This window comes from Natronosalvus halobius, from assembly GCF_024138145.1.
Lineage (GTDB): Archaea > Halobacteriota > Halobacteria > Halobacteriales > Natrialbaceae > Natronosalvus > Natronosalvus halobius.
Window position 1 is genome coordinate 1,973,476 of sequence record NZ_CP099997.1, and the last position, 19,709, is coordinate 1,993,184.

The following is a 19,709-nucleotide window of genomic DNA, read 5'->3' on the forward strand; positions in this document are numbered from 1 at the left end:
ACTCCTCAATTAGAGACAGCGTGATTCCGGTCGTTCGGGCGGGTGATCCCGGACGCCCGGACTGAGTGAATGCATAGCACACGACGGCGACGTTGAAGTACGTAGTCCGTGAGTGAAGCGTATGCCCGGAGCCGTATTCCTCGAGGGAGAGCGGGTCGAACTCCAAACCGTCGAACTAGAAGACGCTGAATTCTTGCAGGAACTGATCAACGACCCGGCCGTCCGGACGAGCCTGTTCGCTCACCGTCCCATCGCCGGCCACCAGGAGCGCGAGTGGATCGAATCGATCGGCGAGGACGACGCCGTCAAACTCCTGATCTGCGTCGACGACGAGGCCGTCGGCATCGTCACCCTCGAGCCCCCGAACGACGTCTGGGGTTGTGCCGAAATCGCGTACATGGTCGCGCCGGCCGAGTGGGGCAACGGCTACGCCACCGACGCGGTCGAGGCGCTCTGCGGGTACGCGTTCACCGAACGACGGCTCAACAAGGTGTACGCGAGCGTCTACGCGACGAACGGGGCCTCGGCGCGCGTGCTCGAGAAGGCGGGGTTCCAGAAGGAAGGCGAGTTTCGCCGGGAGGCGTTCGTCGAGGGCGAGTACGTGGACCTCCTTCGGTATGGATTGCTGGCGGATGAGTGGGGTGAACGCCAGTAAGGCCGGGAAAACGAATCAGGCTCGAGCCAGGTCCTCGAACGCCGACGCCGACGTCCTGGTCCCTTTCGCGATCAACACGTCGCCCGCCTGGAGGCTCGCGTCGGCGTCCCCGACCAGCAACCAGCCGTCCTCGGGCCGGCGGATGGCGATGATCGACATGGTCGACTCGGTGTCGGGCATTCCGTCGACGATCGACTGGCCGTCGAGCTGGCTCCCCGGCTCGACCTCGAGGCGGGTGATGATCTCGTCGCTCTCCTCGACGGCCATCTGCACGACCGGGTGGACGTCGATCTCGCGAAAGACGCCCTCCGTGATGTCGACGGCGGCGTCGCTGATGATCTCCGTCGCCTTGCTCAGGTGGATCAACCCGCGCAATCGCACCGGATCCGAAGCGTCGGCGGCCGCCCGCAGCGCCCACGCTTCGAAGCGTGACTCGAGCGCGTCGACCTCCACCTCGAGGTTCTGGACTTCCTCGGCCAGGCCGTCACTGTCGAAGAGGACGCTGCTGTAAGCCAGATCGACGGCCAGTTCCGAGAGGTTCTTCATGTGAACGATTGCGTCGACAGCCCGCTCGAGATCCGCCAGGTCGGGAGTCGCAGCGACTGGGGGCTCGTGGGGTGAGCCGGTCATTGCCTCACAGACCTCCTCGATTCCGGCGTCGGGCCCGCGCATGAACGCTACGTCCGCAGCTTCGACGGTCGTCTGCGGGCCGGGGTTGAGGATCCACTCGTCGCCACGCCGGAGCGCGATGACCCGGACGCCCGTCTCGGACTCCATGTTGATGTCCTGGAGGGTCCGCCCGGCGTATCCCGACTCGTCGGCGACGACCTCGCGGACGAGCGTCTCGACGGCCTCCGGGAGCGCCGCCCGCATCGCCTCCGGGAGACCGATGTCCTCCAGGACGACCTTCGCGATGTCCCCGGCGGCGTCGCTGATCTGGTCTGCGGCGGCGACGATGCCCAGCACCGGCGCGAGCTGTTCGGCGTCGTCCGGGTTTCGGGCCGCCATCATGAGGCTCATCCGCCCGCGCATTTCGAGGAGGTCCATTCGAGACTCGAGGCGCAGGACTTCGCGTGCCAGGTCCTCGTTGCGGTGGAGCACGGCGGAGTACGCGAGGTCGATCAGCAGTTCGGCCGTGTCTTTCATCTCGATCAACACGTCCTTGACGCTGATCGGCTCGTACTCGATGGGCGTCGACGGCGCCTCGTCCGCGAGCGGGTCCATACCCGAACACACCCACCGCGTGGAAAAAAGCGTTTCCCGGCCGTGGTCGCGTATCGGCCGAGAGGCGTCCGATGGCTCGAGCGTCCGACTGTTCGATTTCGACGACTCGCGACGAACAGAGCGGACCGATCCGAACGTCACCCGCCGCTCGTTCGTGTCCTATCTATCGGGGTGACTTTCAATGGCTGGCACTGGAAAGCGAGTCGCTATTCGGTCACGATGCACGAGTATAGTACATGAGAGGAAGACAAACGTCCGTACGATCCGAAGACGAATCGGGATCCTGGCTCGATCGAGTACGGCGGCGATCGGCGGAGGAGCCACCGGAGGAATCGAGCGGCCGATCCGGCTGGAGGAAGTGGAATTCCATGCGGCCAGGGCAGAACCAGCGAGGGAGCTGGTTCGGTCGCCGGAGCGAGGAATCGGAGACGGTCGACGACGAGTCGGGCAGTTGGCTGAGCCGGGCGCGGGCAAAGTACGGTCTCGGCACCCTGCTCGTCGCCGCCGGGGTCGTCCTCGTTCTCTTCCCGGAACCCATCACCTCGACGGTCGGCATGATAATGGTCGGGGCCGGAGTCCTCCTCTGGCTCGCCGGCCTGGTCAGGTGACCGGATCGCCAACCCAAGACTCGCGGGGAACGGCCCTCGAGTGACGTCGTGACCGTCAGTTTTTTCGAAAGACTACGCCACCCGGACAATACCACCCAGAGAGTCTCGAACGCGAAACGGACTGTGCTCCGTATGCTCCTCGAGGCGGCCGATGGTTAGAGGTAACTAAAATTTAAAACAGTGGAAGGCTCGTAGTCGGCTCGCACGTAGACGAGAGACGGGAAGGGGACTGTCTCACCGTCACACACATCCGACACGGTTTTTGCCGGGGGACGGGAATCGACGCCCAATGCTCGACCGGACGATCCTGCGCGAGGACCCCGAGGCGGTCCGCACGGCCCTCGAGAACCGAGGGACCGACGTCGACCTCGAGGCGATCCTGGAGGCCGACGAGGAGTGGCGCGACCTGAAAGCCCGCGGCGACGACCTTCGCCACCAGCGAAACGAGGTGAGTTCGAAGATCGGCGAACTGAAACAGGCCGGCGAGGACGAAGAGGCTGAGGAAGCCATCGAGCGCTCGCAGTCGCTCAAGGCCGAGATCGAGGAGGTCGAGAACCGGGCGACCGAACTCGAGGCCGACCTCGAGGAACGCATTCTCGAGTTACCGCAGATTCCCGACGAGAGCGTCCCCGTCGGCGCGGACGAGGACGAGAACGTCGAGCGCCGCCGGTGGGGGTTCGACGACCTCCGCGACCTGCCCGAAGACGTGACGCCCCACTACGACCTCGGTGAGGATCTGGACGTCATCGACGAAGCCCGAGCAGCGAAGACCACCGGCGCCGGCTTTTACTTCCTCAAGGGCGACGGCGCCCGCCTCGAGCACGCGCTGATCCAGTTCATGCTCGAGGTCCACCGCGAGCAGGGGTACGTCGACCTCCTGCCGCCGGTCCCGGTCTCGAGCGAATCGATGCGAGGGACGGGCCAGTTCCCCAAGTTCGTCGACGACGCCTACCGACTCGGCGGCAGCAACGAGGACCCCTACGAGGACGAGGACCTCTGGCTCTGCCCGACCGCTGAGGTCCCCGTCACCAACATGTACGCCGACGAGATCCTTCTGAGGGACGACCTCCCATTGAAACATCAGGCGGTCACGCCGAACTTCCGGCGGGAAGCCGGCGAGCACGGCACCGAGACCCGCGGGATCGTTCGCGTTCACCAGTTCAACAAGGTCGAGCTGGTCAACTTCGTCGAACCCGAAACGAGTGACGACCGCCTCGAGGACCTCGTGGGCGAGGCTGAGGCGGTGCTCGAGCGACTGGGACTTCCCTACCGCATCCTCGAACTCTGCACCGGCGACCTGACGTTCGCGAGCGCGAAGACCTACGACATCGAGGTCTGGGCGCCCGGCGACGACATGGACGACGGGCCCGAGGAGGGCGGACGCTGGCTCGAGGTCTCGAGCGCGTCGAACTTCGAGGACTTCCAGGCCCGTCGAGCGGGCCTGCGGTACCGCCCCGAGCGTCACGAGTCGGCCGAATATCTCCATACGCTCAACGCCTCGGGGCTGGCGCTGCCGCGCGTAATGGTGGCGATCATCGAGTACTACCAGAACGAGGACGGGACCGTCACCGTCCCGGAGGCGCTCCGGCCGTACATGGGTGGCCAGGAGATCATCGAGGGCCACGAGAAAGTGGGCGAGAGCGCGCTGGGCGCGGGCGAGCGGGAGTAGGCGGGCATTCGGCCACGAGAAACCGGGTGGTCGTTCGGCCGCGAGAAGGCGTTCGTTCGTTTTCAACAGGACCGCGAGTCGACGCTCGTTTCGAGCACGTCCAGGTCGTCGTCCAGCCGGACGGTCATCACGTCCTCGCCGGCGGGCATCCGGACCTCGAGTCGATACGGGTCGCGAGCCACGACGCGGGTGAACTCGTCGCTGACGCACCACGGGAGCGTCCAGTAGGGGCGCTCGTCGAGGTTGATCCCGCGTTCGCGGTGGAAGGTCACGACGGCAGAGTGGTCGAGCAGGCGAAGGCCGGCCGCCGAACAGAGGGTGTGCCCGCACTGGACACACTCGTGGTCGACGCGGACGTCGACGCCGAGACAGCACGATCCCTCCTCGACGACGTGCGTTTCCATACGGCCGCTGCACTCCGGACAGACGCCGTCGGCGGCCAGACAGTGCAGGTGGCGCACTCGGTTGTCGAACGCCTCGGCGACTTCCTCGTGGGTCCGGTCGGCGAGGCCGCCCGGCGGGAAGGAGTACTCGCCGTGGCGTTGACCGCAGTCGGCGCACTCGATGGCCAGTCGTTCGTCATCGTAGACGCCCTGGAGCGGGCCGCCGCAGGTGACGCAACCCCCCTGTACGGGGAAGGGGTCGAGGTCGGGGTGTTCGTTGAACGTGCCGGCGATCACGGATCTGACGACCTTCTCGCCGGCGTGTTTGAAGTCGTAGCCGCCGTCACGCTGGACCACGAACTGGCCCGAGAGCTTCTGGAGGTGGTAGTTGAACTGCGCCGAGTCCCGCATGTCGACGGCCCGGCGGAGGTTGGAGAATGACACCGGGCGTTCGTCGGCGGCCCACAGCGCCTCGAGGATCGAGAGGCGCGTCTCGTTGCCGATGAGGGCGAAGGCCTCAGCCGGTCCGAGACAGTCCGTGCACTCGAGGATCGTGGAGTCGCTCGAGACCTCGGGTTTGCTCATATCGGATGATCGACCAGGAACGACTAAAGCGTTCGCTGAATTGTGTTTTTGTAAGGAATCAGAGGTTTCTCGCCGCTGTGTCCGTCGCTCTCGCCAAATCTGCTGCGCCTGCCGTGCTCGCCGTTCCCGTCGCTTCCGCCACGCTCACCGCGTCTCTCGCGCCCGCCACTCCTGCCGCTCTCGCTGCACCCATCGCACCATCGCACCCGTCGCACCCATCGCACCCGTCGCACCCGTCGCACCCGTCGCACCCGATTGCGCCTCTCTCGAGCAACCGACCGAAACGCAAACCGCTCGAGCGGTGTCGAGGTAGCGAGTCGCGCAACCGCCATCGCTCGAGCGGGCGAGGCTGGCAGGGCCTGGCGCACGCACCTGCAGAACAGTAGGTTTATCAATCGCAGGGCGGAAGCCCTAGTAGAATTACTTACCGTCTTATGGCAGGAAATGGACAACCGGAGGTGAACATCGGACTCGTCGGCCACGTCGATCACGGCAAGACGACGCTGGTGCAGGCCCTGAGCGGCTCGTGGACTGACCAGCACTCAGAGGAGATGAAACGCGGTATCTCCATCAGGCTGGGCTACGCGGACGCGACGTTCCGTCGCTGTCCCGGGGTCGATGAACCCGAGTGTTTCACCGTCGAAGAGGAGTGTCCGGACGGCTCCGAAAGCGAGCCCGTCCGGACCGTGTCGTTCGTCGACGCCCCGGGGCACGAGACCCTGATGGCGACGATGCTGTCGGGCGCCTCGCTGATGGACGGTGCCGTGCTCGTCGTCTCGGCTTCTGAGCCCGTGCCACAGCCCCAGACCGAGGAGCACCTGATGGCGCTCGACATCATCGGCATCGAGAACATCGTCATCGCTCAGAACAAGGTCGACCTAGTCGACGCCGAAACCGCCCGCGACAACTACCAGCAGATCAAGGAGTTCGTCGAGGGCACGGTCGCGGAGGACGCTCCAATCGTCCCCCTCTCCGCCGGTCAGGAGGTCAACATCGACTACCTCATCGGCGCCATCGAGGAGGAGATTCCAACGCCCGAGCGCGACCCCGACGTCGACCCCCGGATGCACGTCGCCCGGAGCTTCGACATCAACAAACCCGGGACGACCCACGAGAACATCACTGGGGGCGTCCTCGGCGGCAGCCTGGTCGCCGGAGAACTCGAGGTCGGCGGCGAACTCGAGGTTCGTCCCGGTCGACAGGTCGAAGAGGGCGGCCAGTCCGAGTACGTTCCGATCGAGACGACGGTCCGCTCGCTGCAGGCGGCAGGACAGTCCGTCGACACGGCGACGCCGGGCGGCCTGCTCGGCGTCGGCACCGGACTGGACCCATCGCTGACGAAGGGCGACGCCCTTGCGGGCCGCATCGCCGGCCCACCGGGGTCGCTCCCGCCGACCTGGGAGCAGTTCACCATGAGCGTCGACCTGCTTGAGCGCGTCGTCGGCGCCGAGGGGAGCGAGACCATCGACCCGATCAGCACGGGCGAACCGCTGATGATGACCGTCGGCACCTCGACGACCGTCGGCGCCGTCACCAGCGCCCGAGAGGGCGAGTGCGAGGTCAACCTCCAGCGCCCCGTCTGTGCCGAACCCGGCGCGAAGATCGCCATCAATCGCCGGATCGGCGCCCGGTGGCGCCTGATCGGCCTCGGCACGCTCCAAGAATAGTCCGGAGAGATGACCACGACGGTAGTCCTCGATACGAGCGCGCTCATGATGCCGGTCGAACTCGACGTGCGCCTGTTCGACGAACTCGACCGAGTCGTTGGGTCGTACGAACCGACGACGCCCCAGCCGGTCCTCGAAGAACTCCGACGACTGTCCGAGCGGGGCGGCGAGGAGGGCACCGCGGCGACGGTCGGCCACGATCTCGCGACCGAGCGCTGTCTCGTGGTCGACACCGAGGAATCGTACGCCGACGACGCGCTGGTCGAACTCGCCCGCGAGGGCGTTGCCGACTACGTCGTCACGAACGACCTCGCGCTTCGCGACCGGATCCTCGAGGCGGGGATACCGGTAATTGCATTACGCGGGAGAAACAAGTTAGCAACCACTCAACCATAGATGTACAAACGGGTCAAACTAAAGGATACAGTAGAAGTGCCCCCGGAAGCCCTCGGCGACGTCTCGCCGGGGCTCGTGAAGCAACTGCTCCAGGACAAACTCGAAGGACGCATGGACGAGGAGGTCGGCAGCGTCGTCTCAATTACCGAGGTCCACGACATCGGTGAAGGGACGGTCCTGCCCAACCGCCCCGGCGTCTACTACGAGGCGGAGTTCGACGCGGTCACCTTCGACCCGCAGATGCAGGAGGTCGTCGACGGGACGATCGTCGAAGTCGTCGAGTTCGGTGCCTTCGTCGGCATCGGCCCCGTGGACGGACTGCTCCACGTCTCCCAGATCTCCGACGAGTACCTCGCGTTCGATCGGGAGAACCAGCGTCTCGCCTCGAGCGAGTCCGACCGAGCCATCGGCGTCGACGACGCCGTCCGGGCGCGCATCGTGACGAAGAGCATCGACGAACGCAACCCGCGCGACTCGAAGATCGGTCTCACGGCCAAACAGCCCGGTCTGGGCAAACACGGCTGGCTGACCGAAGAATTCGAGCAACGCGAAGAAGTAACGGCGGGTGAATAGTCGTGGCGTCGAACCGCCTCGTCTGTCGCGAGTGCCACCTCGTCAATCCGGCCGACGCCACCACCTGTGAGTCCTGTGCCTCCTCCTCGCTCACCGAAGACTGGGCCGGCTACGTCGTCATCGCCCACCCCGAACAGAGCGAGATTGCGACGGAGATGCAGGTCACCGAACCGGGCTCGTACGCCCTCAAGGTTCGGTAGTCGATCTCGTGAGCGTGATCATGATCATGATCATGACCGTGAGCATGGGCGTGAGCGTGACTCCCCAGCCGTGACTCGAGACGACACGAGCGCGGACGGAGACGCCGGTTCTGACGACGATGACGATAACGATAACGATGACGACCAGCCCCTGCTCTCGCTTCCTGAATCGCTTCGCCACGAACTCAAGGACCCGATGGGGCCGGTCGAGACCGACGCCGGGATCCTGCTCGAGGGTGTCGACGGACCATTGATCGCCGTCGGCGACGTCGTGACCTACCACCTCCTGGAGGCTGGGCGCACGCCGGACGTCGCCCTGATCGACGGCTACACCAAGCGGGAGGCCGTCGATGCGGAGGTCGAACGCGTCGTCAGCGACGAACGCGGCGAGGACGACCGCACCACCCTCGAGGTCACGAACCCGCCCGCCGTGCTGACCCGACCGCTGCTCGAGGCGCTGGTCGAGGGCCTCGAGCGACCTGACCCGGTGACCATCGTGGTCGATGGCGAGGAGGACCTGGCCGTCCTCCCGGCCCTCCTCGCAGCGCCCGAGGGCGCGAGCGTCGTCTACGGCCAGCCCGACGTGGGGATGGTTCACGTCACCGTCGACGCGGAGACGCGAGAGAGCGCGCGAGACCTGCTCGAACGATTCGACGGTGACGTCGAGCGAGCGCTGGCGCTGCTCGAGGCGTGAGAAAGACGGCGGCGGTTCTCGCCACGAGACGGGCTTCGTGAAGCTATTTACCGTCGGCTGAGTACTGCCCGGGTATGTACGACTTCGCCGTCGTCGGCGTCGGCCCGGCTGGGGCGCGCTTTGCCCGGCGCGCCGCCGAATTGGGCTACGACGTCGTCGCCTTCGAGCAGGGCCGAATCGGCGAGCCACTCGCGTGTTCCGGTCACGTTAGCACCGACGTCTGGTCGTTCGCTGGCGCAGGCGCACGCGAGGACCTCCTCCAGAACGAGGTGTACGGCGCCCGATTTCACGTCGGGGGCCCCCACGTAGTCGACCACGATGGCGGACGCGACAGCTACCAGTTCTACAAGCGCGAGGTCGTCTCGAACGTGATCGATCGGGTCGGTCTCGACCGCCACCTCGCCGAGCTCGCTCGCGAGGCCGGGGCCGACGTTCGAGACGGGCACACCGTGACGGCCGTCGACGAGCGCGAGGGGTCCGTCGAACTGACAGTTAAAGGCCCCGACGGAACCGACACCTTCGAGGCGAAGATGGTCGCTGGCTGTGACGGTCCCCGCTCGCGAGTTCGGGAGGCGCTCTCGCTTCCCGAACCCGACGAGTTGCTCCACGGCGTGCTCGCCTTCTCCGCGGAGGACGACCCCGGCGATTTCGTCGACGTTCACCTCACGGCGCCGAAATTCTTCGCGTGGCGCATTCCGCGCGCCGACGCCGGCGTCGAGTACGGCCTGGCCGCGCCGCCAGGCGTCCACGTCAACCGCCACTTCGAGGAGCTGATCGACGGCTACGACATCGAGGTCTCACACCGCTGCTCGGGGCTGATTCCCATCGGTCCGCCTGATCGAGTTACGAGCCGTCGGGGCTTTCTCGTCGGCGACGCGGCGGCCCAGACCAAGCCCTTCACCGGCGGCGGCATCCTCTACGGGATGACCTGTGCGGATCACGCCGCCGACCGGATCGATCCCAACCGTCCGGCGAGTCTCGCCGCCTACGAGCACGCCTGGCGGAACGACCTCGAGCGCGAGATCGAACTCGGCCACTGGCTCAGGCGGGCGTACTCGCTCCCCGAACCAGTTCAGCGTCTCGGCCTGGCGGCGACGGCCGGAGAAATCGGTGTTCACATGGATCGACCGACGTCGGTCGCCAGCCTCGAGCACCTGAAGGCGATGCTCTCCGGAAGTCGGTAACGCACGCCGACCGTCGGCGTCAGGTAAAGAGGAGGGCGCGGATGAAAACGAGACCTTACTCGACGACGACGGCGCCTTTCATGCCCATGCTGATGTGGGGCGAGCAGTAGTAGGTGAAGGTTCCCGTCTCGTCGAAAGTGTGTTCGAAGGTCTCGCCTTCGTCGCCGTACATCTCGCTCTCGAAGCTTCCGTCCTCGGCGATTACGTCGTGGCTGCCACCGGCGCCGGTCCACTCCCAGACGACGGTCGTTCCCGAGTCGACGACGATGGCCGCAGGTTCGTACGCGAAGCCGTCCGAGCCGGCGCCGACGTCGACGGCGACCTCGGACTCACCGGTGTGGTCCTCGACGCCGTCGTAGTTGTTGGCGTCGTCGAGGTAGCCGTCGAAGTCGTACTCGGCGCTGCCGTTCCCGTTGCCGCTGCCACCGTCGCCGTTACCATTTCCATTACCGTTGCCGCTACTCCCTTCGTCTTCCTCGACACAACCGGCCACGAGGGCCAGCGCTAGTGTTCCGCCCGATACCTGCAAGAACGTCCGTCGACTGCTGGTGTGTGAAGTCATTGTTCGTCGCTATCAGAGTGTATGTCCGGGTAAAGGGTCAGTTGCTCGGTCATTACCAGTCGGCGGGAATTTCGTCGAACATGTTCGTAGCATATATGTAGAGCATTCTGTCGACGGCTAATCGACCGAGAGACTCGAACGAAGAGCAAAACGGACTGACCGAGAGTAAAGGGTTTTCACCCTCGAGTGGCTATCTCGAGTAATGCTTCGGTGGATCCTCGCACTATTGCTCATTCCGTTTCTCGACGCCGTGTTGCTCGCCGTCGTCGTGAGCCAGACGACGTACATCGGCTGGATCGGAATGGTCGCCCTCGTCGTCCTCACCGGCCTGGTCGGCATGTTGCTCGTACGTGCCGAAGGCCGCAGAACGCTCCGAAAGACCCAGCGATCGCTCGCAGAGGGAAAACCACCGACCAACCAGCTCCTGGACGGCGCTCTGTTGATCGCCGCCGGCGCGTTCTTGCTCACCCCGGGGCTGGTGACTGACCTGATCGGCTTTCTGTTCGTGATTCCGCTCACGCGGGTGCCGATTCGCGCCGCGCTCAAGCGGTTCGTCATCGTCCCCTACCTCGACAAGAAGAGCGACGGGTTCGCCAGCGGCGTCACCTGGACAGGCGGGTTCCCCGGAGAGGGGTCGACTGGCATCTCGTGGTCCAGCGGTTCTGGGGCGGACGCGGGAGTCGGGACTGGAGCTGGAACCGGAACCGGAACCGGAACTGAAACTCGCAGCGACGACGCCACGACGGTCGACCTCGACGAGGACGACTACTCGGTCGATACCAGCTCGAGCGGTCGCCACGTGGGGTTCGACGACGAGGGAGATGACCGGGGCGACCGCGACGACCCCTCCGCTCGCTAGCGGTTCTCACGGCCCACAGAGAAAGAAACGTTTAAACGTCCCTCCGCGCAACTCACAGATGCGACGCGGGCCAATAGCTCAATCAGGTTGAGCGCCACTCTGATAAGGTGGAGGCTCTCGGTTCAAATCCGAGTTGGCCCATATTTTTGTAGCGATCAAATTCTCGAACGGAGAGTACTGGATCCTGCTCGAATTTGAATGACGTGAGTCGCAAGCCCGGGAAGCGAGCGAAACGAGCGACCCGGAACGTCTCGAGATGGTTCAAATCCGAGGTGGCCCACTCTTCTCAGCGACCAATTTCGTGAGCCGAGAGTACGGGCTGCCGCGGGGGTCTTTCTTAGGCATCAGCGACCGGGTTATAACCCAGCGAGTGGTTTCCGTCGTTCGCAACTGGGCATTACTCGAGGAGAAGTTTCAGAGTTCGTGGCGGTGGTCGAAGAATTTCACCCTCCCTTCTCGACCCCGCCGAACGGGCTGGAGCGGTCGCAGTCGACTCCTCGAGGCGCTGGTGTAACGGAACGCACGGTTACCGGCTCGAGCCGTGGGGGAACAATGAACCCCGTTTTTATCGCACAGCGGTCTGGATAGGAAGATGATTCCGAACCTCTGCGCCTGGTGCACGGTATCACATGAAAGCCCCACAAATCTCGCTTCACCGTCTAACGAGGCAACGTTCGATTCACGGCACGGGGGTCGTTTCGAGCGATGAAGCGACTTCTGTTCGCGTTTCTCGTCGCCGTGATCGTGAGCGGGTTGGTCGTCGGCGCTTCCGGATTGACGCTCGGGAGCGCTCCGCTCGCTGGTTCAGGAGACGGCGAGACGCAACCCGAATCCTCCGCTGGTGGCGATGCAATCGACGGAACAAGCGACGTTTCGGAGGACGGTGTCGAACTCGTCGAGTTCGACGAGACGCACTCGAGCGCACGACAGGACGAAGCGACTGCCCAGTCGAAGCGAGAGGCGGCCGAGGAGGGTGCCGACCGAGGGATCGAACTCGCCCAGGCACAGGGCGTAAACGTCACCCAGGAGCAACGAGAGGCCGCGACGTCCGCCGCCGTCGATGCCGTCGAACAACATCAGGAGGCGACCGTCGAGCAAGTTCAGCACGCCGCCACGGGTGCGGTTCACGGCGCGTTGCTTCAGCACCAGGCGGTCAACGTTACGCAGTTGCAGTCGGCCGTGACCGGCAGCGCGGACGGCGCGCTGAGCCAGCACCAATCGGCCAACGTCACGCAGATGCAGAACGCGGCGTGGGGCGGCGCTCACGGTGCGCTGGACCAGTACCAGGCGGTGACGGTCGAGCAGATCCAGTACGCGGCTCGCGGGGCCGCCGCAGGCGCCGCACGAGAGGCCGGCGAGAAGGGAGTCGGTCACGTCGGCGTGATCCAGGAGGCCGCCCAGGGTGCGGCCCACGGGGCGCTCGAGGCCGCGAAGAAGCAGAAGCACCCCTCTCGACAGCACGTCGTCCAGCGCCAGGAGATAACCGTCGAGCAAATTCAACACGCGGCAGCAGGGGCGGCAGCGGGGGTCGTCGACGGGCACCAGGAACAGCACGTCAGGGTCGAGCAGCGACAGCACGTGTCGATCAAGCAGATTCAGACGGCTGCGATGGGCGCCGCGAAAGGCGCACTCGTCCAGAAGCAACGGGTCACCGTCGAGCAGACGCAGGTCGCCGCACGCGGCGCCGCGAAGGGCGTGCTGTCGGTTACGCAAATCCAGAGGGTAGAGATCACGCAGATCCAGGCGGCGGCGACCGGCGCCGCGACGGGCGCGATCTACCAGAGCCAGGAGGCGACGGTCGAACAGATCCAGGCGGCGGCGATCGGCGCAGCGAAGGGAACGATTGTCCAGAAACAGGAAATTCACGTGACGCAGGTCCAGTACGCCGCTCGCGGCGCCGCGATGGGCGCCGTCGAATCCGCGATCCAGTACCAGGCCGTCACCGTCACGCAGATCCAGGCCGCGTCGATGGGCGCCGGAAAAGGTGCCGTCGAACAGACGCAGACGGTGCGCGTACAGCAGGTACAGACGATCGCCCGCGGCGCGGCGAAAGGCGTCCTGTCGGTCGCCCAGGAACAGCGCGTGACGATCCTCCAGATACAGAAGGTGGCCGAAGTAACGTGCCAGTCGGTCTCGGAGACGGTTCAGGACCAGCGAGTCACCGTCGAGCAAGTTCAGCGGATCAGCGAACGTACCGCCGCGGACACGACCCAGCAGACGGTCGATGATGACCTCGACCGCGAGGTCGACATCCGCGAGCGTGCGGAGGCGAGCGCGGTCGATAGAACCGCCGAAGAAGAGCCTTCGGAGGGGGAGGCGACGGTGAGCACCGTCGGTCAGACGATCGACGGGGAGACGGTCACGATCGACGACGTGACGCTCTCGGAGGGCGGATTCGTCGCCGTCCACGACGGGAGGTGGCTGGAAGGCGAACGCGCCGACAGCGTGATCGGCGTCTCCGAGTACCTCGAGCCCGGCGAACACGAATCGGTGACCGTTCCCCTGTTCGAAGACGTTCCCGGTGCCGAGTACGAAGTCGACGCGCTCGAGGCCGGCGAGCACTCGCTCTTCGTCGTCCCGTATCGCGACGGCGACGACGACCAGGTGTTCGATCGCATCGACACCGACGACGGGGCGGATCCGCCGTACGTCCGGCAGGGTGGCGAACCGGTGGTGGCATCGCTCGAGGCGACGGTCGCCGAGGAACGCACCGCCGACCTCGAGGTCGCCGACCAGACCGGGGAGGGTGAAACGGTGACCGTCGAGCGCGCGACGGCGAACGTCGAATTCTACGTCGAGGCGAGCGACGGCGACCGGGTCGTCCAGAGCGAGGGATTCGGGGCGAACGAGACCGCCGCCAATCTGACGCTCGATCTGGACCCGCCGCTCGAGGAGGCTACCGACCTCGAGGTGACGATCCGTGCCGTCGAGGACGGTGAGGGACTCGAGTCGGCGGAGCTCGAGTACGACGTCGACGCCGCCGGCGCCGACGAACCGGCGGAGGCGACGGCGAGCCTGAACGTTTCGGACCAGGCCGGCGACGGCGAGACGCTGTCCGTCGATCGGGCGACCGCGGACGAGGAGTTCGCAGTCGAAGCGCGCTACGACGGCGAGGTGGTACGAACCGACGCTATCGATGCCGACGAGGTCGTCGAGAACCTGACGCTCGAACTCGATCCGCCCCTCGAGGCGGATGCAGAGGTCGAGATCGCCGTCGTAACGACCGAAGACGACGAGGACCTGGCCGTCGAAGCGATCGAGTACGCCGTCGATGCGGAACCGGTCGAGCCGACGGCCGATCTCGAGGTGACGGACCAGACCGGCGACGGGGGGACCCTCGCCGTCGAAAACGCCACCGCGACTGTCGACTTCTTCGTCGATGCTCGTTACGACGATGAGGTGGTGCAAAGCGAATCGTTCGACGCGGACGAGGTCGTCGAGAACCTGACGCTCGAACTCGATCCACCCCTCGAGGAGACCAGCGACGTCGAGGTCGCCGTCAGAGCCGACGACGACGATTCGGAACTGACGGGTCAGACGATCGAGTACGCCGTCGAGGCTCCGGTGGCGTTCCTCAATTGTACCGCGCTCGAGGTCCGGGACGCGGCCGAAATCGATCGCCTCTCGCTACGCGTCTCGTACCTGGAGGGGCCCCTGGCGGGTAACGAGACGGAACTCGAGGAGGAAGTGCTCGCGGAGACGGTCGACGGCCCGATCGAAGACGGGACCGTCCTCTCGACGGCCGATCTGTACCCCTTTAGCGAGTTCACCCACTACGTCGAGTTCGCGTCCCTCTCCGAAGCCGACGACGAGAACGTCGTCGAGAATCCGCACCCCGCGACCGTCGAGGACTGTCAGGAACTCGGCTTCGGCGAGCGCCCGACCGCCGACGTCGCGTTCGGCGACCAGGAGACCGACGGGACGAGCGCGACCGTCGACACCGTTTCGCTCTCGGAAGGCGGCTTCGTCGCCCTCTACGAAGCAGGAGCGCCGATCGAGGACGAGGCCGTCCTCGGCGTCTCCGAGTACCTCGAGCCCGGCGAGCACGAGAACGTCACCGTCGACCTCGCGGAATCGATCGACGAGGACCGAACGCTCGTCGCGATCGTCCACCGCGATCTGACCGACGACGGCCAGTTTACGTTCGAGAGCGTCGACGAAATCGGCGTCCACGACGGCCCGTACCTCGACGCGGACGGCGACCCCGTCGCCGACGAGGCCGAACTCACCCTCTCGGCCGAGTTCGCCGTCTCCATCGTCGACGCGCCGGAAACCGTCGAGCCCGACCAGCCGATCGAACTCGCCGTCGAGGTGGAGAACCGCGGCGCCGGTCCCGGCGAGGCGCCCGTGGTGATCGGCGTCGGTGCGCAGGAGGCGGTCGTCGAAGAGTCCGTCACGCTTTCACCCGGCGAGACGACGACGCTCACGGTGGCCGTCGACCCGCCGACCGACGCCGTCGGCGAACTCGAGGTGACAGTTCGCGTCGACGACCCAGACGTGGCTGCGCCCGAGGAGGGAAGCGATTCGGTGACCGTCACCGTCGAGGAGGCCGGCGAACCGGCGTTCGAGGTGACGGCCCTCGACGCACCCGAAACCGTCGAGGCAGGCGAGTCCATCGAGGTCGCCGCGGAGGTGACGAACGTCGGTGCGGCTCCCGGTGAAGCCGAAGTGGTGTTCGACATCGACGGCTTCGACGCCGCTACCGATTTCGTCTCGCTCTCTCCCGACGAAACGGCGACGCTCGTCGTCACCGTCGAGACCGGCCCGGGCGACGTGGGCGACCTCGAGATCGGGGTTCGCACGGCCGATGACCGGACGTCGACGACTGTCGAGGTGATCGAGTCTTCGGATGGAGGCGACCAGCAGGACGCTCGAGCGGGACCGACGGCTGGGACGGATCCGGCAGTCTCGGCGTCCGCGTACGTACCGAGCTATCTGATCTCGGTCGATCGAGTGGATTCGTAGCCGCCCGAGGCAACCGGTCGTAGCGCTCGAAGGGCGTCAAAACTCGATCGCTCTCGTGATTTTACCGGGTTGTGCAGAAACAGCGACCGTCGCGTCCGCTTACGGTGCGCCCGTAACGACCATCAGCGAGTCGTCCGCCGTAAACCGCAGTTCGCGCGTCGTCTCCGGGTCGACGCGAACGGCGTCACCGGACGCGAGGTCGACCTGGTCGCCGTCGATTTGGATGGTCGCCTCGCCCTCGATCAACAGGTACACTTCCTCCTGGCCGTCGTCTTCGTGGTCGTGTTCCAGGCCGTCCCAGCCCTCGTCGGCTTCGATGACGGTTAGCCCGTGCGTCTCGCAGTCGAGCGCGTCCCGAAGGAAGGACATACCCGGCGCGCGCGGTTCGACATCCTCGTACGAGGTTGCGTCGTACCCCGTGACATCCTCCTCGCCGTTGACGGCGAGGCTTCCCACGCATGGGGAATACCAGTCAGTCGCCGTCTCCAGAACTTTCGGTTCTGGCGGGCTGCACGAGACTTTTAGTCTCGTGAACGCTGGCAGAGGGTTTCGACTCTTCGCAGGCCGTGAGCGTCATCTACGCTGGTATGCTCTGCTCACAGTGAGTCGTGGCGGTGTCACAACCGCTCCCATCCCGAGGCGAGTCATCGCGCTCCGCCTTGTCAAGCGGGACGCTCTCTCCCCACGGGTCAACCCGCCGTGCGATATTCGCGGAAGCGTTGATGTCGGCCTGAAACGTCGAAACGTGGCAGTCGTCGTGCGGACACCGGAACTCAGCCTGGGAGTCCCGCCGACCGATACGGTGGCACGAGTGGCACGTCTTCGAGGTGTACGCCGGGTTCACGTACTCGACCGGGATGCCTGCTTCCGTCGCCTTGTCCTCGATGCGCCCTTGGAGTCGGGCGAACGCCCACGAGTGAAGCCGACGGTTCATGTACTTCCCGTAGTCGAGACGCTCACGGATGTACGTCAAGTCCTCCATCACCAACACCGGATTCTCGAACTGTTTGGTGTACTGGACAGCCTGCCGAGACGCTTTCTCCACGATGTCGGTGAATGCGTTCTGGTAGTGCGAGAAGCGGTCGTCGGTACGCCACTCGGATGCGTCACGCTCTTGGAGTCGTTTCAGGGTGGTGTGCATCTCTTTGCGGAGATGCTTCGCTCTGCTTCCGCTACACACGAACGGGTCAGTCGGAGAACCGTCCTTGAGGGCACAGCCCGTGATGAGGGCAGTCTCTCCGATGTCTAAGCCGATGTGCGTGGTGTCACCGTCCGTTGCTGGTTCTTCGACCAGGTACTCGACGGTGACATGCAGTACCCAGTTCTTCCGGTGCTTCTGAAGCCGTATCTCGCCCGCTTTCGCGTCCTCCGTTACGAGGGCGTGCCAGAGGTCCTCCTGTTCGGGATTGATGCGGAGCGGAATCCAAAAGTTCGTTCCCCGACCGGGACGGGGAACCCACCACGTGAATTCGTAGCGACGTTCTTCGGAGCGGTCGAACGTCGCGGCTTGGTTCGTGAGGCGTATCGGGTGTTCGTCGTCCAATTCTTTCGCGTTGTACGTCTTGTGGAGTTTCGGGACGTAGTTGCAGAGGGCGGCTTTGGCCTGATACGGCAGGTCGTAGGGCGTCACGATGTCACTCACCGCCGACATGGTACTCGCCCCGGCGTCGAACGCTTCTTGCAGACCGTCACGGTAGGTTTCGAGCAGGTCGTTCAGTTTCGACTGCTTGTGCGCGGTCGGTGGGGCGAACGTCGCTTGAAGCGTCTTAGTTATCGTCGTCACTGGCGTCTAACCCTTTCTCGATTAGTTCGGCGTAGGCGCGAGGATGTCGGATGCCATTGTCGCGGGCGTACTCTTTCACCCGCTCGTGGAGGTCGCCCCCTCGCTCCATATCGATTTCAGTTCGCACAACTCTTTGAACGTTTTCTTGGTGCTAATAACTTCTGTTTGGCATTCAGACTGCTGTAGACGGTGGGTTGCGTAGTCAAGTGGCGCGATTCACGCCCGCCGTGGACGGCGGGATTCTCTCGCTGTTCAAAGATAGGAGAATCCTCGCACTCGTCGCCTAAGAAACCACGCGAAGCGGAACGTGACCGCCGACAAGCGTTATTCTGGGGACGGAGCGACGAACTGCCCGTCGTCGTCGAACTCGAGTGGCGCCGGTTCCGAAATTATTTGGAGATCATCGCGTTCCCGCGCAACTTCGACGAGTGGACTCGAGGCGTAACACCGCTTCAGGCGCATCGTGTCCGTCACTCTGAGAACGCGAGCGTCTTCACCTGGAACGGGGCCGATGGTACCGAGGGCGGCCACGAGTCCCGCGCGGTCGGTCTCGACCACCGGCGGGAGACGGACCCCGCGCACCGTGCTCGCGGTGATGGCGTTGATGAGGGATTTCGACCAGTCGAGTTCAGCGAGCACGTCGCGATGGGCGACGTCCGCCTGGCCCATTCCCATCGCGTTCCCCTTCGTCTTCGGGGTGAGAGTACGAGCGAAGACGCGCTTGATCTCGGGCGAGTCCGGTTCAGGTTCGTTGATCGTGAAGTGGCGTCGACCCGTGACGTTGGGATCCATCCCCTGGCCGCTGACGTCCTTGCCGAGCCGATCGATGACGAGGACGTCCAGGTCGTCGAACGGCAGCGTCGGCATGCGCTCGCGGGCGACGTCGAGGAGGTCGGCCTCTCGAGTCAGAAATCCCTCCGGTGGGACGCCCTCAACGAGTGTGGTGTCGTCGTGCTGGTCCTCGACGACTGCAACGCCGCCGGCGACCGGCAGCGTCCGCAGCAACTGGTCGGCGATCTCGGGAATCATATTGCTGAGGCTCCACTCGACCGCCCAGTCGTGGGCGAGTTTCGCGCCGCGCTGTTTCCCCATCCCGATGACGAGCATCTTCGAGAGGCCGCTCTCGACGTCGCCGCTGAAGCCGGTGTGGGGCTTGATCCGGTTTATCGGCACGATGGCGTCCGCCTCGACCGCGTACGCGTCCGCGTACACCGGCACTCCGCGATCCGGCGTCTCGCCGACCTGGACGACGTCCATGGTCGCCCGGATCGCACAGCCAATCGATGCCTCGGTGACGCCGAGAGTCTCGAGTTTGTCGCGCTGTCCGGAGGCGGTCGCCCCGCCGTGGCTCCCCATCGCGGGGACGACGAAGGGCTCGTACCCCCGGTCCTCGAGCGCGTCGACGACGCCGCGAACGATCTCGGGGAGGTTGTCGATGCCGCGGCTGCCGACGCCGACGGCCACGTCGCCACCCGCGGGGACGTCCGCGAACTCGAGGGCCGCCACCGCCTCGGCTGCCTCGGCCGACACGTCTTCGGGCGGGACCGGGTCGGTCTCCCACCGCTGTTCGATGACGCCCATTCGCGGGAGCGCGACGTCTCCGCAGGCGTCCTGGACGGTCGACTCGCCAATCGCGAGTTCGTCGATCATGGGCGCGTAGACGGCGGTGACCGTCAAAAACGTGTGGGCGAGATGATCGCCG

18 protein-coding genes and 1 tRNA gene are annotated in these 19,709 nt (G+C 65.3%); 12 read left to right on the top strand and 7 right to left on the bottom strand.

The genetic code is table 11. The features are described 5' to 3' along the window. Positions 1-121: 121 nt before the first annotated feature. Positions 122-655, top strand: coding sequence for a GNAT family N-acetyltransferase (locus NGM15_RS09735; RefSeq protein WP_253430142.1), 534 nt, complete (start codon positions 122-124; stop codon positions 653-655). A 15-nt stretch (positions 656-670) separates the two neighbouring features. On the opposite strand, the gene NGM15_RS09740 is transcribed toward NGM15_RS09735, so the two are convergent. Continuing rightward, a complete protein-coding gene (locus NGM15_RS09740; protein WP_253430145.1) occupies positions 671-1,879 on the bottom strand; it encodes a potassium channel family protein in 1,209 nt (402 codons plus the stop codon). Between the two features lie 368 nt (positions 1,880-2,247). Here NGM15_RS09740 and NGM15_RS09745 point away from each other — a divergent pair, with 368 nt between their 5' ends. Together NGM15_RS09745 and serS are read left to right on the top strand one after the other, a co-directional pair. Continuing rightward, positions 2,248-2,487, top strand: a complete 240-nt coding sequence (locus NGM15_RS09745; RefSeq protein WP_253430148.1) for a hypothetical protein — start codon at positions 2,248-2,250, stop codon at positions 2,485-2,487. A gap of 289 nt (positions 2,488-2,776) precedes the next feature. Further along, complete coding sequence (serS, locus tag NGM15_RS09750) at positions 2,777-4,156, top strand: serine--tRNA ligase (protein ID WP_253430151.1); 1,380 nt, start codon at positions 2,777-2,779, stop codon at positions 4,154-4,156. A 62-nt stretch (positions 4,157-4,218) separates the two neighbouring features. On the opposite strand, the gene NGM15_RS09755 is transcribed toward serS, so the two are convergent. Then, positions 4,219-5,124 (bottom strand): winged helix-turn-helix domain-containing protein, encoded by a 906-nt coding sequence (locus NGM15_RS09755; RefSeq protein ID WP_253430154.1) that lies wholly within the window; start codon positions 5,122-5,124, stop codon positions 4,219-4,221. Between the two features lie 434 nt (positions 5,125-5,558). Between NGM15_RS09755 and NGM15_RS09760 the strand changes: the two genes are divergently transcribed. The 6 genes from NGM15_RS09760 (at position 5,559) to NGM15_RS09785 (ending at position 9,838) form a co-directional block, all read left to right on the top strand. Further along, positions 5,559-6,791 carry a translation initiation factor IF-2 subunit gamma gene (locus NGM15_RS09760; protein ID WP_253430157.1) on the top strand — a complete coding sequence of 411 codons (1,233 nt, stop codon included), beginning with the start codon at positions 5,559-5,561 and terminating at the stop codon, positions 6,789-6,791. Between the two features lie 9 nt (positions 6,792-6,800). Further along, complete coding sequence (locus NGM15_RS09765) at positions 6,801-7,187, top strand: type II toxin-antitoxin system VapC family toxin (protein WP_253430160.1); 387 nt, start codon at positions 6,801-6,803, stop codon at positions 7,185-7,187. After that, entirely contained in the window at positions 7,188-7,760 is a 573-nt protein-coding gene (locus tag NGM15_RS09770; protein ID WP_253430163.1) for a DNA-directed RNA polymerase, read from the top strand. It begins immediately after the preceding gene. Between the two features lie 2 nt (positions 7,761-7,762). Continuing rightward, complete coding sequence (gene spt4 / locus NGM15_RS09775) at positions 7,763-7,960, top strand: transcription elongation factor subunit Spt4 (protein ID WP_253430166.1); 198 nt, start codon at positions 7,763-7,765, stop codon at positions 7,958-7,960. Positions 7,961-8,030: 70 nt separating this feature from the next. Continuing rightward, complete coding sequence (locus NGM15_RS09780; RefSeq protein ID WP_253430169.1) at positions 8,031-8,654, top strand: GTP-dependent dephospho-CoA kinase family protein; 624 nt, start codon at positions 8,031-8,033, stop codon at positions 8,652-8,654. A gap of 74 nt (positions 8,655-8,728) precedes the next feature. Next, positions 8,729-9,838, top strand: coding sequence for a geranylgeranyl reductase family protein (locus tag NGM15_RS09785; RefSeq protein ID WP_253430172.1), 1,110 nt, complete (start codon positions 8,729-8,731; stop codon positions 9,836-9,838). Between the two features lie 55 nt (positions 9,839-9,893). On the opposite strand, the gene NGM15_RS09790 is transcribed toward NGM15_RS09785, so the two are convergent. Beyond that, entirely contained in the window at positions 9,894-10,400 is a 507-nt protein-coding gene (locus tag NGM15_RS09790) for a halocyanin domain-containing protein (RefSeq protein WP_253430175.1), read from the bottom strand. A 202-nt stretch (positions 10,401-10,602) separates the two neighbouring features. On the opposite strand from NGM15_RS09790, the gene NGM15_RS09795 reads away from it, so the two are divergent. From NGM15_RS09795 to NGM15_RS09805, 3 genes are all read left to right on the top strand, one after another. Next, the gene (locus NGM15_RS09795; RefSeq protein ID WP_253430178.1) at positions 10,603-11,259 is read left to right on the top strand and encodes an FxsA family protein; all 657 of its coding nucleotides are present in this window, start codon (positions 10,603-10,605) and stop codon (positions 11,257-11,259) included. Positions 11,260-11,326: 67 nt separating this feature from the next. After that, a tRNA-Ile gene (locus NGM15_RS09800) sits at positions 11,327-11,400 on the top strand. Between the two features lie 564 nt (positions 11,401-11,964). Next, complete coding sequence (locus NGM15_RS09805) at positions 11,965-16,224, top strand: DUF7282 domain-containing protein (protein ID WP_253430181.1); 4,260 nt, start codon at positions 11,965-11,967, stop codon at positions 16,222-16,224. A 99-nt stretch (positions 16,225-16,323) separates the two neighbouring features. Here NGM15_RS09805 and NGM15_RS09810 read toward each other — a convergent pair whose 3' ends face one another. The 4 genes from NGM15_RS09810 to NGM15_RS09820 all read right to left on the bottom strand — a co-directional run bounded on the left by NGM15_RS09810 (position 16,324) and on the right by NGM15_RS09820 (position 19,657). Next, entirely contained in the window at positions 16,324-16,593 is a 270-nt protein-coding gene (locus tag NGM15_RS09810; RefSeq protein WP_425494478.1) for a cupin domain-containing protein, read from the bottom strand. A gap of 208 nt (positions 16,594-16,801) precedes the next feature. Beyond that, complete coding sequence (locus NGM15_RS09815; protein WP_253430186.1) at positions 16,802-18,007, bottom strand: RNA-guided endonuclease TnpB family protein; 1,206 nt, start codon at positions 18,005-18,007, stop codon at positions 16,802-16,804. Beyond that, positions 17,991-18,116, bottom strand: coding sequence for a hypothetical protein (locus NGM15_RS18710; RefSeq protein ID WP_256498840.1), 126 nt, complete (start codon positions 18,114-18,116; stop codon positions 17,991-17,993). The genes NGM15_RS09815 and NGM15_RS18710 overlap by 17 nt, the downstream gene beginning before the upstream one ends. Before the next feature lie 215 nt (positions 18,117-18,331). Next, on the bottom strand, positions 18,332-19,657 hold the full coding sequence (locus NGM15_RS09820; RefSeq protein ID WP_253430190.1) for a nickel pincer cofactor-dependent isomerase, group 22: 1,326 nt from the start codon (positions 19,655-19,657) through the stop codon (positions 18,332-18,334). Positions 19,658-19,709: the final 52 nt, after the last annotated feature.

What these genes read in the sequence shown, in the direction of transcription:
- NGM15_RS09735 (WP_253430142.1), top strand. Translation starts at nt 122, where the DNA reads ATGCCCGGAGCCGTATTCCTCGAGGGAGAGCGGGTCGAACTCCAAACC.
- NGM15_RS09740 (WP_253430145.1), bottom strand. Translation starts at nt 1,879, where the DNA reads ATGGACCCGCTCGCGGACGAGGCGCCGTCGACGCCCATCGAGTACGAG.
- NGM15_RS09745 (WP_253430148.1), top strand. Translation starts at nt 2,248, where the DNA reads ATGCGGCCAGGGCAGAACCAGCGAGGGAGCTGGTTCGGTCGCCGGAGC.
- serS (WP_253430151.1), top strand. Translation starts at nt 2,777, where the DNA reads ATGCTCGACCGGACGATCCTGCGCGAGGACCCCGAGGCGGTCCGCACG.
- NGM15_RS09755 (WP_253430154.1), bottom strand. Translation starts at nt 5,124, where the DNA reads ATGAGCAAACCCGAGGTCTCGAGCGACTCCACGATCCTCGAGTGCACG.
- NGM15_RS09760 (WP_253430157.1), top strand. Translation starts at nt 5,559, where the DNA reads ATGGCAGGAAATGGACAACCGGAGGTGAACATCGGACTCGTCGGCCAC.
- NGM15_RS09765 (WP_253430160.1), top strand. Translation starts at nt 6,801, where the DNA reads ATGACCACGACGGTAGTCCTCGATACGAGCGCGCTCATGATGCCGGTC.
- NGM15_RS09770 (WP_253430163.1), top strand. Translation starts at nt 7,188, where the DNA reads ATGTACAAACGGGTCAAACTAAAGGATACAGTAGAAGTGCCCCCGGAA.
- NGM15_RS09785 (WP_253430172.1), top strand. Translation starts at nt 8,729, where the DNA reads ATGTACGACTTCGCCGTCGTCGGCGTCGGCCCGGCTGGGGCGCGCTTT.
- NGM15_RS09790 (WP_253430175.1), bottom strand. Translation starts at nt 10,400, where the DNA reads ATGACTTCACACACCAGCAGTCGACGGACGTTCTTGCAGGTATCGGGC.
- NGM15_RS09795 (WP_253430178.1), top strand. Translation starts at nt 10,603, where the DNA reads ATGCTTCGGTGGATCCTCGCACTATTGCTCATTCCGTTTCTCGACGCC.
- NGM15_RS09805 (WP_253430181.1), top strand. Translation starts at nt 11,965, where the DNA reads ATGAAGCGACTTCTGTTCGCGTTTCTCGTCGCCGTGATCGTGAGCGGG.
- NGM15_RS09810 (WP_425494478.1), bottom strand. Translation starts at nt 16,593, where the DNA reads ATGTCCTTCCTTCGGGACGCGCTCGACTGCGAGACGCACGGGCTAACC.
- NGM15_RS18710 (WP_256498840.1), bottom strand. Translation starts at nt 18,116, where the DNA reads ATGGAGCGAGGGGGCGACCTCCACGAGCGGGTGAAAGAGTACGCCCGC.
- NGM15_RS09820 (WP_253430190.1), bottom strand. Translation starts at nt 19,657, where the DNA reads ATGATCGACGAACTCGCGATTGGCGAGTCGACCGTCCAGGACGCCTGC.